Source organism: Curtobacterium sp. MCLR17_040 (assembly GCF_003234735.1).
GTDB lineage: Bacteria > Actinomycetota > Actinomycetes > Actinomycetales > Microbacteriaceae > Curtobacterium > Curtobacterium flaccumfaciens.
Map to the genome: position 1 here is coordinate 149,146 of NZ_QKTE01000004.1, position 13,125 is coordinate 162,270.

A 13,125-nucleotide genomic window follows, 5' to 3' on the forward strand; every position below is an offset into this window, starting at 1 on the left:
ACCGGCACCGGGCCTCCAGGCTGGTGCGTCAGCGCGCGGGGCGCGACCCGTGGTTGCGACCGCGGATCGCGCCGCGCATCAGACCGCGACTCGGATCGCGTCTCAGATCGCGGGGACGATGATGTCGCGGACCAGGGCGTCGAGCTTCGCGTCGGCGTCCAGGAACTGCCGGAGCGTCGTCACGGTCGCACCGAAGCGGTCGAACTCGTCGATCGTCATGCCGTCCACGTCGTAACCGCGGGCGAACTCCGGCGTCGCGGCCCGGAGCGCCTCGATGACGTGCACGGGGACCTCGTCGTCGATGGCGTGCGGACGGAACGGGAACGCGTTGTCGTTGATGTCCTTCGTCCACTGGAACGGCGGCGACACCACCAGGTCACCGCCCTGGAACTCCGACCACTGCAGTGCGTTGCGGAACGCGGCGACCAGCACGCGCGACCGGAACCCACGCTCCTGGAAGACCCGGTAGGCGTTCTTCACCGCGGCGACACCGGCCCACTCGAGGATGCCCGGGTCCACCATCACGTGGTCGCGCTTGACGACGGTCTTCAGCCAGTCGTCGAAGCGGCCGGCCATCAGGGTGACGACGTGGCCGAACTCCTGCTCCGGCAGGCCCTCGGCAGCACGGCGGTCGAGGGCGCGCTCGATGGCCTCGCCCACGGCGACGACCTGCGGCACGGTGAAGGACACCGTGGCGTTGATCGAGACCCCGCGGTAGGCGGCTTCCTCGATCGCGGCGATGCCGACCTTGGTGGCGGGGATCTTCACGATGATGTTCGGCGCGAGCTGCGAGAACCGGACGGCCTGCTCGACGAGCGCGTCGGCGTCGCGGTGGAACCGGGGGTCGGTCTGCATGGACAGTCGACCGTTCCGGCCGCCGGACGCCTCGAACGCGGGCAGCAGCTGCGCCGCGGCGGCGATGGAGAGCTCCTCGACGGCCTTCCAGCCGATCCAGGACTCCCCCGCCGTCGGGTGCTCCTCGGCGATCTCGCGGATGCGCGGGACCCAGGTCTCCGGGTCCTGCTGGATGCAGGTGTACGCGATCACCGGGTTGCAGGTCGCACCGACGGCACCGTACTCGTGGATGGCGGTCGACAGTTCGCGCGGGTCGGCGGAGTCGTTCCACAGGGCGGTCGGGGTCTGCTCCGCGGCCTGCAGGGTGACGGGACGGGAGTCGGCGTCGGTGGACGCCTGCGTCTCGAGGGTGGTGGTCATCGGTGGAGTCCCTTCGTGATCGTGTCGAGCTGGAACCGTGACACCGCGTCGGCGTTCTCGTCCTCGGCGAAGACGCTCGAGACCGCGACGGTGTCCTCGCGCGCCGAGAAACCGACCCGGTCGAGTGCCGCCCAGAAGGCGTCGAAGTCGACGTCCGCCTGGCCGACCGGCAGGTGCTGGTGCACACGGGCCGGGTTGCCGGGCGGGTTCGTGATGTAGCGCAGGCCGTGCGAGCGACGGTGGTCGTACGCGTCGGCGACGTGGACCAGCTGCAGCGAGTCACCGGCGGCGTCGATGATCTCGTCCATGTTGCCGCCGTAGTGGAACGTGTGGCAGGCGACGTAGACGAAGCCGACGTGCTTCGAGTTCAGGCCGCGGATCACCCGGAGCGCCTCGAGCCCGTCCTCGACGAAGTCGTCGGGGTGCGGGTCGATGAGCACACGGATGCCGGCGTCCTCGATGATCGGCAGCAGTTCCTCCATCGACCGGTAGAACTGGTCCTCGGACTCCTCGGCACGCTCGGGGCGGCCGGAGAACTCCGTGTTGATGGTGTCCACGCCGAGGCGCTTCGTGATCTCGATGACCCGCTTCCACTTCCGCACCGCAGCCTGTCGGGCGTCCTCGTCCGGACCCGACCAGCGCAGCACCGGCAGCACGCTCGCCACCTGGACCCCGGCGTCACGGCAGGCCGCGGCGAACGCGTCGACCAGGTCGTCGTCGGCCTTGGGGTGCCGGTAGAAGGGGATGAAGTCCTTGTGCGGGGTGAGCTGCAGGTACTCGTAGCCGAGCTCCGCGACCTTGCGCGGGAACTCGAGCAGCGACAGGTCGTGGTGGAACGGGGTCGGGTCGAGCGCGATCTTCGGCATCGATCAGGCCCCGGCGAGCGCGGCGGTCGCGTCGCTCGTCGCGTCGCTCGTCTCGTCGTAGAACGCCGGCTTGGTGACCGCGTACTCGACCACTTCGTGCGCGCCGGACTGCTGGGCCCGGACCGCGACCTCGGCGACGACGGAGGCGGTGTAGCCGTCCCAGGCGCTCGGCCCGTCGATGCCGCCGGTCCGGGCCGCGTCGACCCAGCGCTGCACCTCTTCGTCGTAGGCGGCACCGAAGCGCTCCTTGAAGGACGGCGTGACGCCCTTCGAGGTCGCTCCGGCTGCGACGAGCGAGAGCGAGGTGTCGCGGCCGATGTAGGCGACGCCGGACTCGAACACGGCGTCGGTGGTCACCTGGTAGCCGAACTGGGCGTTGACGTTGATCTCGACGATCGCCATGGTGCCGGACTCCGTGGTGAACAGGACGAACTGCGGCTCGGGCAGGTCGGCCGGCGCGAGGGAGTTCTTGCGCGGCTTCTTCACCTCGACGCTCGTGATCGCTTCGCCGGTGAGGAACGGGATGATGTCGATCTCGTGGATCACCGAGTCGTGGATGAGCATCGACTCGCTGAAGTTCGGCGGCGTCGTCGGGTTGCGGTGCGCGTGGTGCAGGGCGAGCAGGGCGCCGTTCGCCCCCGACTCGCGCAGGGCCTTGAGCTCCTGGTACCCGGCGTCGAACCGGCGCATGAAGCCGACCTGGATGACGGGCCGGGCGGCGTGCTGCTGCTCGAGCTCGACGATGCGCAGCGAGTCCTCGGCGCTGGTCGTCAGCGGCTTCTCGCACAGGACGGTGAGGCCGCGCTCGAGCGCGATCACCAGGATCGGCTCGTGCAGGAAGCCCGGCGTCGCGATGATGACGGCGTCGATCTCGGTCTGCTCGAGCGCCTCGTCGAAGGACGCGGCGGTGATCGCGCCGGGCGCCAGGGCGGCTGCCGCAGCGGCACGGGCCTGGTCGGGCTCGACGACGGCGACGACGTCGGCGTTCGAGATCTTGGCGGTGATGCGGCGGACGTGGTCGGCGCCCATCATGCCGGCGCCGACGACGGCGACGCGGAGGTTCTGCGTGGTGGTCATGGTGGTGTTCTCCTGGTGGTTGTTGACGCTGCGTGGACGGCGCGTCAGGAGGCGCGGGCGGCCGAGGTCGAGCCGAAGATGTGCTGGAAGGTGCGCTCGGCGATCGGGCCGGGGGCGTCGACGCCGCAGCCGTACATGTCCTGCTCGACGATGCCGAAGATGTCCGGGTTGATCGCGGCGACGGCCTCGATGATCGGGGCGAGCTCCGGGGTGCCGTGCGGCGGCTCGGTCATGATGCCCTGCGACACGGCGGTCGCGAACGGCACGTCGTTCTTGAGCACGTCGAACAGCAGGTCGGTGTCGACCTGCTTGAGGTGCAGGTAGCCGATGCGCTCCGGGTGGGCGGCGATGAGCTTGAGGTTGTCGCCGCCGTAGTAGGCGAAGTGGCCGGTGTCGAGGCAGAGGTTGGTGTACTCGGGGTTCGTGACCTCGAGGAACCGCACGGTCTCCTTGTAGGTGCCCACGTGGCTGTCCGCGTGGGTGTGGAACTGCTGGTGGACGCCGTACTCCTCGAGCAGCGCCTTGCCGAGCTGGTCGTGGCCCTTGCCGAGACGCTCCCACTGCTCGTCGGTGAGCGTGCGCGCCTCGAGCACCTCTTCGGTGGCATCCGAGCGCCACAGGTCGGGGATGGTCACCAGGTGCTCGGCGCCGAGCTTCGCTGCCAGACCGGCGACGGCGACGGCCTGGTCCCACGCACGCTGGAACTGGTCCTCGCCCTTGTGGAACCCGGTGAAGACCGTGCCCGCCGACAGCTTGAGCCCGCGGGACTCGAGCTCGTCGGACAGCTGCGACGGGTCGGTCGGCAGGTACCCGTACGGCCCGAGCTCGATCCACTCGTACCCGGCGGCGGACGCCTCGTCGAGGAAGCGCTGCCACGGCACCTGCTTCGGGTCGTCCGGGAACCAGACGCCCCACGAGTCCGGGGCGGTGCCGATGCGGATCGAGGCGGGCGCCGCGTCGGTGGCGGGGCTGCCGATGGGGGTGGCGGTGTCGGTCATGACGTCGCTGTCGCTTTCTGTCTCGTGAACGGTTCAGCCGAGCAGCGGACGCTGCGTGGCGACCTGCTGCTCGTACTCGGCGCGGGCGGCCTGGGTGCTGGGGAGGGTGGAGGTCTGCGCGACCGGCACGTCCCACCAGCCGTCGCCCTCGGGGGCGTAGACCAGCGGGTCGGAGTTGATGTGCACCAGGGTGGTGTGGTCGTTCGCCTTCGCCTGACGCAGTGCGGCCTTCAGGTCCTCGATGCTGTCCGGGCCGGGCTGCACCTCGATGACGTCGACGCCGTACGAGCGGGCGTTGGCGGCGAGGTCGACGGGCAGGGGCTCGCCGTTCTCGAACGACTCGGTCTCGTCGAGGTACCGGTACTTCGTACCGAAGCGCTCGGAGCCGACGGTCTCGGACAGGTGCCCGATCGACGCGTACCCGTGGTTCTGGATGAGCACGACGATGATCTTGATGCCCTCGGCCACGGCGGTGACGAGCTCGGTGTGCAGCATCAGGTAGCTGCCGTCACCGACCATCACGATCGCGTCGCGGTCCGGAGCCCCGCGTCGGACCCCGATGCCGCCGGCGATCTCGTAGCCCATGCAGGAGAACGCGTACTCGACGTGGTACCCGAGCTCGTCGCGCACCCGCCAGAGCTTGTGCAGGTCGCCGGGCAGCGAGCCCGCGGCCTGGATCACGACGTCGCGCGGGTCGGAGACCGACTGCACGGCGCCGATGATCTCGGGCTGGCCGGGCAGGTCCGCGCCGGACGGCGCGAACGCGCCGTCGACGGCGGCGTCCCACGCCGCCTTCAGCGAGGCGATCTCGGACGCGTAGCCGGGCTCGACGACGTACGCCGTGTCCGACGTGAGCGACTCGGTCAGGGCGACCAGGGCCTCCCGGGCGTCCGCGATCAGCGGCAGCTGCGAACCGTGCTTGTAGGCGTCGAACGCGGCCACGTTGACGTTGACGAACGTGACGTCGGGGTTCTGGAACGCCGTCCGCGACGCCGTGGTGAAGTCGCTGTAGCGGGTGCCGATCCCGATGACGACGTCGGCCTGGGCGGCGATCGCGTTGGCGGCCGCGGTGCCGGTCGCGCCGATGCCGCCGAGGTACTGCGGGTGGTCCCAGACCAGGGATCCGCCGCCGGCCTGCGACGTGCCGACCGGGATGCCGGTGGCCTCGACGAAGGAGCGGAGCTCGTCGGCGGCGTCGGAGTACAGCACCCCGCCGCCGGCCACGATGACGGGACGCCGGCCGGCACGGATCGCGGCCACGGCCCGCTCGAGCGGGCCACGCTCGGGCAGCGGACGGCGGATGTGCCACTCGCGCGGCTGCAGGAACGCGACGGGCACGTCGAACTCCTCGGCCTGGACGTCCTCGGGCAGGGCGATCGTCACCGCACCGGTCTCGGCCGGGTCGGTCAGCACCCGCATCGCGGCGAGGGCGATCGAGAACAGCTGCTCCGGACGCTCCACCCGGTCGAAGTAGCGCGACAGCGGACGGAAGGCGTCGGTGACCTGCAACGACGTGTCGTGCGGCAGCTCGATCTGCTGGAGCACCGGGTCCGTGGTGCGCGTGGCGAAGGTGTCCGACGGCAGCAGCAGTGCCGGCAGCCGGTTCGTGGTGGCGAGCGCCGCGGCGGTCAGCATGTTGGCGGCACCCGGGCCCACCGACGCGGTGGATGCGTAGGTCGCACGGCGGCGGTGCATGCGGGCGAAGCCGACGGCCTCGTGCACCATCGCCTGCTCGTTGCGGGCCTGGTGGTACGGCAGCAACCCGGGCTGCTCGACGTGGAGCTGCTTGATGGCCTGACCGACCCCGGCGACGTTGCCGTGCCCGAAGATGCCGAAGATCCCCGGGATGGTGCGTTCGCGGACGTCGCCGTCGACGGTCCACTGGTTGGCCAGGAACTCGACGAGTGCCTGGCCCACGGTCATCTTCCGCGTGGTGGTGGTCACGCCTGCTTCCTTTCGTAGGGCAGTCGTGGGTCGATCGATTCCGATGCCCACGCCTGCCGGACCCACCCGTGGGCCGGGTCGTCGGTGATGTTCCAGACGCGCTCCGGGTCGGGCCCGGCCATCACGTTGAGGTAGTACATGTCGTAACCCGGAGCGGCGACCGCCGGACCGTGCCAGCCGTACGGCACCAGGGCGACGTCGCCGGTCCGGACCTGCCGGAACTCGTCGATGGCACGGTCGTCCGAGGCGTACGTGCGGTGCAGGGCGAACGGGTCGGCGGCCTCGGGGGCGATCGACTCGAGCCCGCGGGACACCGCTGCCTCGTAGTAGTAGATCTCCTCGAGGTTCGACTCCGAACCAGGCACGTTCGTGTCGTGCTTGTGCGGCGGGTACGACGACCAGTTGCCGGCCGGCGTGATCACTTCGCACACGATGAACTTGACGGCGTCGAGCGCGGCCGGGGTGCCGAAGTTGTGCACCTGGCGGCTCGACTGCCCGGCGCCGCGGAGTTCCACGGGCACGTCCGGCCGGGCCACGTAGGTGGTCGGCTTGACGGTGTCGGTGGGAGCTTCCGCGACGGCGAACCGGCCGCTGCCGGTGATGGTGGCCGCGGAGCCCGAGCCCAGGTACAGGACGTCGGTGGGGCCGTCGAAGACGCTCCCCCGACCCTGCAGGGTCTGCTCGCCGTCACCGGCAGCGCCCGAGTGGGTCACGTGGAACAACCCGGCGAGCGGCACGACGATGCGCTCCACGGCGTCGGCCGGGAGGCGCAGCTCGCCCCCGTCGGTCAGCGCGCCGGTCCGGAGCCCGGTGTGCGCCCACCCCTCGATGCGACCGTCGACCACGTCGGTCCAGCCCGCCTCGGGCCGGGAGCCCGCCGGGATGAACCACTGGTCGTGCTGGTGCTGTTCGTTCGCCATGCCGCGGGTCAGTTGTTCGACGGGAAGCCGAGGTTGATGCCGCCGTGCGACGGGTCGAGCCAGCGGCTCGTGATCGCCTTCTGGCGGGTGAAGAAGCTCACGCCGTCGGCCCCGTACGCCTTGTGGTCACCGAACAGCGAGTTCTTCCAGCCACCGAACGAGTAGTAGGCGACGGGCACCGGGATCGGGACGTTGATGCCGATCATGCCGACCTGCACGTCGCGCTGGAACCGTCGGGCGGCGCCACCGTCGTTCGTGAAGATGGCGGTGCCGTTGCCGTACGCGCCGGAGTTGATGAGCTCGAGGCCCTCTTCGTAGGTGGCGACCCGCACGACGCTCAGCACCGGACCGAAGATCTCCTCGGTGTAGACGCGGCTGGTCGTGGGCACCTGGTCGATCAGCGTCGGGCCCAGCCAGAAGCCGTTCTCGTCGCCGTCGGGTCGGACGGTGCGGCCGTCCACCACAACCACCGCACCGTCCTGCTCTGCGACCTCGATGTACGAGGCGACCTTGTCACGATGCTGCTTCGTGACGAGCGGGCCCATGTCGCACCCGCGACGACCGTCGCCGATGCGCAGGGTCGCCGCGCGGTCCTTGATCTTCTGGATGAGTTCGTCGGCCACCGGCTCGACGGCGACGACGACCGAGATCGCCATGCAGCGTTCACCGGCCGAACCGAAGCCGGCGTTGATCGCGTTGTCGGCGACCAGGTCGAGGTCGGCGTCCGGCAGGACGAGCATGTGGTTCTTCGCGCCACCGAGGGCCTGCACGCGCTTGCCGTGCTTGGTACCGGTCTCGTAGACGTACTGCGCGATGGGCGTGGAGCCGACGAACGAGATCGACTCGACGTCGTCGCTGGTGAGCAGTCCGTCGACGGACAGCTTGTCGCCGTTGAGCACGTTGAAGACGCCGTCGGGCAGCCCGGCCTCCTTGAACTTCTCGGCGAGCCAGATGGCGGCCGACGGGTCCTTCTCGCTCGGCTTCAGCACGACGGTGTTGCCCGCGGCGATCGCGATCGGCAGGAACCAGAGCGGCACCATCGCCGGGAAGTTGAAGGGGCTGATGATGCCCACGACGCCGAGCGGCTGGCGGATCGAGTAGACGTCGATGCCGGTCGAGACCTGGTCGGAGAACTCGCCCTTCATCAGGCTCGGGATGTTGGTGGCGAGCTCGACGACCTCTTGCCCGCGGGCGATCTCGCCCATGGCGTCGTCGATGACCTTGCCGTGCTCGCTCGTGATGATCTCGGCCAGCTCGGCCTTGTCGCGGTTCAGGATCTCGCGGAACGAGAACAGGATCGCCTGGCGCTTGGCCAGCGACAGGTTGCTCCAGCCGGGGAACGCCGCCTTGGCGCTGCCGATGGCCGCCTGGATCTCGGACTCGTCGGCCAGCGCGACCTGCTTGGTCGCGACGCCGAGCGCCGGGTCGTACACGGGGGCGGTGTTGCCCGACGCGGATTCGACGCGCTTGCCGTCGATCCAGTGCCCGACGGTGGTGGTGGTCGTGTCGGTGAGCGTCATGCGTTGCTTCCTTCCGAGATGGACGAGTCCATGGTGGTGGCGCCCGCGAGCCGAGCGGCTGGGTCGTGGGCATCTGTGGAGAACCCGCCCCGGGCCTCCTGGCTGTGGACGAGACCGGCGGCGACGTCCACGGCGGCGGCGACGTCGCCGTCCGAGGGGTAGAGCAGGGTGCGTCCGACGACCAGGCCGCGGACGCCGGGCAGGGCCAGGGCGTCAGCCCACTTGGCGTACGTCTCCAGCGGGCGCGAAGCCGGGTCGCCGCCGAGCAGCAGCGTCGGCAGCGTCGTCGCGGCCATCACGCGCTCCATGTCGTCGACGACGGGGATCTTGAGCCAGCTGTAGGCGCTGGACTCGCCGAGTCCCGCAGCGATCGCCATCGAGGTGATCACGGCGTCGGCCGACAGGTCGTTGACGACCCGGCCGTCCCGCCACTCGGACATGAACGGCTCGAGCATGATCGGCAGCTGGAGCGCCGCGGCCTCGCTGACGGCGCGGGCCGTTGCCTCGAGCGTCGGCGCGGTGCCCGAGTCCTCCAGGGCGATGCGCACCAGCAGCTTGGCGAAGTCGAGCCCGGAGTCCTTGATCGCCTGCGCCGAGTACGCCGTGTACCGGTCGTCCATCTCGAAGGTCGCGCCGCGGAGTCCACCGCGGTTCATCGACCCGACGACGACCTTGCCGTCGAGGGCACCGAGCAGCGCGAGGTCCTCGAGGATGTCGGGGGTGCCGAGCACGCCGTCGACCCCCGGCCGGCCGAGGGCCGTGACGAGCCGCTCGAGCAGGTCGTAGCGGTCCGCCATCGCGGACTCGTCGTCGCGCACCGCCAGCGCACCGCGTGCGGGGTGGTCGGCGGCGACGATGAAGAGCTTGCCGTCGTCGGCGAGCAGGGAGCGCTTGCGGCGGGCGTCGAGCGTGGCACGCACCAGGTCCGGCTGGCCGGCACGGATGTCGCGGAGGCGCTGGAAGTCAGCGGGGCTGAGCTCAGGCATGGGTCTTCTCCTCGGTGTGCGTCTCACCCGTGTGCGTCGTGCCCTCGGCCGGGTTGTCGGTCAGGAACTGCTCGATCTCGTCGCTCGTCGGCATCGCCGTCGAGCACTCGAACCGCGTCGCGACGATCGCGCCGGCGGCGTTGCAGAACGCCAGGATCCGCTCGAGGCTCCAGCCCTGCAGCAGCCCGTGCGTCAGCGCGCCGCCGAAGCCGTCGCCCGAGCCGAGCCCGTTCACGACGTCGATGTGGTGCGGACGGAACTCGACGAACTCGTCGCGGGTCTTCGCCAGCACGCCCTTCGGCCCCTGCTTGACGATCGCGATCTCGACACCGCGGTCGAGCAGCGCGTCGGCGGCGCGGACCGGGTCGGTCTCACCGACCGCGACCTCGCACTCCTCGCGGTTGCCGACGGCGACGGTGGCGTGCTCGAGGGCGATCGCGACCTCGCGCGTCGCGGCCTCGGGGCTCGACCAGAACATCGACCGGTAGTCCAGGTCCAAGACGGTGTGGGTCTTCGTGCTGTTCTGCGCGGTGGACCGGGCTTCGTACGCCACGTGGTGCGCCTGTCGGCTCGGCTCCTCGCTGAGGCCGGTCACCGTGGTCCAGAAGATCTTCGCGCGCTCGATCTCGTGCAGCGGCAGGGACTTCGCCGTGATCATCAGGTCGGGTGCCTTCGGGGCCCGGTAGAAGTAGAGCGGGAAGTCGTCCGGCGGGAAGATCTCGCAGAAGGCGACGGGGGTGTTCAGCCCCTCCACCGTCTCGACGAACGCGTTCGCGACCCCGTACTCGGGCAGCGTGCGGGCGATGTACCGGCCGAAGGGGTCGTTGCCCGTCCGGGTGATGACCGCGGCGTCCGCGCCGTGGCGAGCGGCGGCGATGGCGACGTTCGTGGCGCTGCCGCCGACGGACTTCGAGAAGGTCGAGACGTCTTCGAGCGGGCCGGTCTGCTGCGGGTAGATGTCGACGCTGACGCGTCCCATCGTGATCACGTCGTAGGCGTGGGGAGCTTGGTTCGTCATGCGACGCGGTGGACCTTCCGTGCGGCTTCATCGGCGGACGATCACGACTGTACACCCTGTTTGCCCTAATGTCATGACATGGATTCCGCGGTCCGTCACGTTGGTCCCGTGGCGCTGGTCACGCTGGTTCTGCGGGGCGCGCCGGAGTGCCGGGAGGCGCGGTGTCGGTGGGTTCTGCCAGGGTCGCGACATGCAGATCCTCGCCCTGGTCATCGGTCTCGTGATCGGCATCGCCGTCGGTGCGGTCGTCGCCTGGTCGCTCGCCCGCTCGCGCGCGGGCATCGACGCCGCGTCGTCCCGTGCGACGGCTGAGGCCCTGCGCGGCCAGCTCGAGGCGGCCCGACGCGACGCCGAGGAACGCCTCGACGCCCAGGACACGCAGTACCGTCGCCAGGTCGACTCGCTCGAGCGGCGCTCCGCCGAGCTCGAGCACCTGGTGCAGCGCATGCACGGCGTCGACGCGGCACGGAACCAGAACGAGTCGAAGGTGCTCTCCGCGCTCAGCCCCGTGGCGCAGACGCTCGACGTGATGCGCACGAAGATCGCCGAGCTCGAGCAGTCGCGGAGCGAGCAGTACGGCGCGCTGTCGGCGCAGCTCCGATCGGCCGCCGAGTCGGAAGAGCGCCTGCGCGCCACCGCCGACACCCTGGCCAGCGCCCTGTCGTCGAACAGCACGCGCGGCGTCTGGGGCGAGACGCAGCTGCGCAACGTGGTCGAGGCCGCCGGGCTGCTCGAACGTGTCGACTTCGACGTGCAGTCCTCCGTCACCACCGCCGTCGGCTCCGCCCGCCCGGACATGGTCGTGCACCTGCCCGGCGGCAAGACCATCGCCGTCGACGCCAAGGTGCCGTTCAGCGCCTACCTGCAGGCCGCCGAGATCCCGGCGACCGCCACCGGTGCCGAGGCAGCACGACGCGACCAGCTCATCGCCCAGCACGTCAAGGCGCTCCGCGCCCACGTCGACGCCCTTGCCGCACGGGAGTACTGGACCGGCTACGACGCCTCCCCCGAGCTCACCGTCGCGTTCATCCCGTCGGAGTCGCTCATCTCGAGCGCCCTCGCCGCCGACCCCGGCCTGCTCGACCACGCCTTCCGCAAGCGCATCGCCCTCGCCTCACCCGTGACCCTGTGGTCCGTGCTCAAGACCGTGGCGTTCTCGTGGCAACAGGACGTCGTCTCGCAAGAGGCCCACGAGCTCTTCAAGGTCTCCCGCGAGCTCTACGGCCGGCTCTCCACGATGGCCGGGCACGTCGACAAGCTCGGCCGCTCGATCCGGGGCTCGGTCGTCGACTACAACCGCTTCGTCGGGTCCCTCGAGCGCCAGGTGCTGCCGAGCGCCCGTCGGCTGTCGCTGCTCGACGAGTCAAAGGTCATCGCGGACCCGTCCTCGATCGAGGACGAGCCGCGGCTGCTCACGGCGCCGGAGCTCGTCGGCGCCGTCGACGAGGACTGAGCTGCTCGCTACGATCGATCGTCATGGGGGAAGCACTGCAGAACCATCCCGGCGACCGCGAGTTCCCGGTCCGTCCACGCTGGCGGCACCGGGCGATGGTCGCCAAGGCGCGGAAGCAGACCGGGCGACGACGGGACCGCGCCGCAGCGTGGATCATCATGGCGATCGCGATCGTGGCGTTCTTCGTCGTGCTCCTGATCTCGATCCTCGCCCCGTACGACGTCCGGCAGCACTTCGGGTACGGCATCCAGGCGGTGTGGCGCTGCTTCCTGATCGCCGTCGTCGTGTGGTTCGTGCTGACCTTCATCACCTCGCTCCGTGACATCGGTCTGCCGGCGCGGGAACAGCGGCGGTACCGGGAGCGCACCGGTGCCCGCGAGCTGCCCGTCCACCGACTGCAGCAGCTGGCGCTCGCCTCGTTCGGCGACTTCCACGAAGGATGGTGGCCGGCGTCGCTCGCCCCGTACGGTTCGCGGGTGGAGCTCGGCGGCGAGTACCTGCAGGACACCACGCCGTCGCCCTTCGTGACCATCCCCCTGCCCCCGCTGACGTTCCTGCGCCGCGAACTCGACGAGACCTACAAGATCGCCAGCGGGCGGGACGCGCAGGCCTTCACCGTCGACCTGCTCGGCCCGAAGAGCGTGTCGTGGCAGTTCCTCGCGTTGAGCCGATCCGCCGAGGGTGAGACCCGGCTCACCCGGCTGTCCTCACTGCTCGGCACCGACCCGTGGGCAGGGTCGAGCCTGCTCGAACGCCGAGCGGACCGCCCGCCGAAGCTGCTCTGGTCGATGGACGTCAAGAACGCGGTCACCGCCGTCCGAGGTGCGTACGCCGCCGGGCTCCTGAGCGAGGACGATGCCTGGTCGTCGATCGACCTGGTCGCCGATGTCGCCTTCACCCTGTTCGACTCGTGGGACGACTACTTCGACAACCTGCGGGCCGCGTACGCCCTGGTCTACGACGAGCTCAAGACGGTGCAGGAGTTCGATGCCGGGCGGCGTGAGCTCTTCGCCTCGAACTGGCCGGTCACGCGGCTGCCGTGGCCGGCGTCGCCGGGGGTGCTGCTGCCCCGGACCGTCAGCGACCCGCTGTGGGCGGACGAGGACGACGCGTCGGTCTCCTGACCGC

Annotated in this window: 11 protein-coding genes; 2 read left to right on the forward strand and 9 right to left on the reverse strand. The window is 70.3% G+C overall.

Translation table 11 applies throughout. The features are described 5' to 3' along the window. Positions 1-102 precede the first annotated feature (102 nt). From DEJ01_RS05990 to iolC, 9 genes are read right to left on the reverse strand one after another with little or no spacing between them, the layout of a single operon-like run. Positions 103-1,215, reverse strand: coding sequence for a transaldolase family protein (locus tag DEJ01_RS05990; RefSeq protein WP_111029577.1), 1,113 nt, complete (start codon positions 1,213-1,215; stop codon positions 103-105). Next, positions 1,212-2,081: a sugar phosphate isomerase/epimerase family protein gene (locus DEJ01_RS05995; protein ID WP_071405740.1), complete on the reverse strand. Its 870-nt coding sequence runs from the start codon at positions 2,079-2,081 to the stop codon at positions 1,212-1,214. The genes DEJ01_RS05990 and DEJ01_RS05995 overlap by 4 nt, the downstream gene beginning before the upstream one ends. A 3-nt stretch (positions 2,082-2,084) precedes the next feature. Continuing rightward, positions 2,085-3,158: a Gfo/Idh/MocA family protein gene (locus tag DEJ01_RS06000; RefSeq protein WP_111092475.1), complete on the reverse strand. Its 1,074-nt coding sequence runs from the start codon at positions 3,156-3,158 to the stop codon at positions 2,085-2,087. 44 nt (positions 3,159-3,202) lie between these two features. Further along, entirely contained in the window at positions 3,203-4,156 is a 954-nt protein-coding gene (locus tag DEJ01_RS06005) for a sugar phosphate isomerase/epimerase (protein WP_111092476.1), read from the reverse strand. Between the two features lie 33 nt (positions 4,157-4,189). Beyond that, positions 4,190-6,079: a 3D-(3,5/4)-trihydroxycyclohexane-1,2-dione acylhydrolase (decyclizing) gene (iolD, locus tag DEJ01_RS06010; protein WP_111092504.1), complete on the reverse strand. Its 1,890-nt coding sequence runs from the start codon at positions 6,077-6,079 to the stop codon at positions 4,190-4,192. A 17-nt stretch (positions 6,080-6,096) separates the two neighbouring features. Beyond that, positions 6,097-7,020: a 5-deoxy-glucuronate isomerase gene (gene iolB, locus DEJ01_RS06015; protein ID WP_111092477.1), complete on the reverse strand. Its 924-nt coding sequence runs from the start codon at positions 7,018-7,020 to the stop codon at positions 6,097-6,099. Between the two features lie 8 nt (positions 7,021-7,028). Next, on the reverse strand, positions 7,029-8,540 hold the full coding sequence (locus DEJ01_RS06020) for a CoA-acylating methylmalonate-semialdehyde dehydrogenase (protein WP_110864410.1): 1,512 nt from the start codon (positions 8,538-8,540) through the stop codon (positions 7,029-7,031). After that, positions 8,537-9,526 carry a class I fructose-bisphosphate aldolase gene (locus DEJ01_RS06025; RefSeq protein WP_035807563.1) on the reverse strand — a complete coding sequence of 330 codons (990 nt, stop codon included), beginning with the start codon at positions 9,524-9,526 and terminating at the stop codon, positions 8,537-8,539. Before DEJ01_RS06025 ends, DEJ01_RS06020 begins: the two co-directional genes overlap by 4 nt. Beyond that, positions 9,519-10,544 (reverse strand): 5-dehydro-2-deoxygluconokinase, encoded by a 1,026-nt coding sequence (gene iolC / locus DEJ01_RS06030; protein WP_111092478.1) that lies wholly within the window; start codon positions 10,542-10,544, stop codon positions 9,519-9,521. The genes DEJ01_RS06025 and iolC overlap by 8 nt, the downstream gene beginning before the upstream one ends. A gap of 190 nt (positions 10,545-10,734) precedes the next feature. Here iolC and DEJ01_RS06035 point away from each other — a divergent pair, with 190 nt between their 5' ends. Continuing rightward, positions 10,735-11,997, forward strand: coding sequence for a DNA recombination protein RmuC (locus DEJ01_RS06035; RefSeq protein WP_111046288.1), 1,263 nt, complete (start codon positions 10,735-10,737; stop codon positions 11,995-11,997). A 23-nt stretch (positions 11,998-12,020) separates the two neighbouring features. Beyond that, positions 12,021-13,121 carry a DUF1266 domain-containing protein gene (locus tag DEJ01_RS06040; RefSeq protein WP_111092479.1) on the forward strand — a complete coding sequence of 367 codons (1,101 nt, stop codon included), beginning with the start codon at positions 12,021-12,023 and terminating at the stop codon, positions 13,119-13,121. Positions 13,122-13,125: the final 4 nt, after the last annotated feature.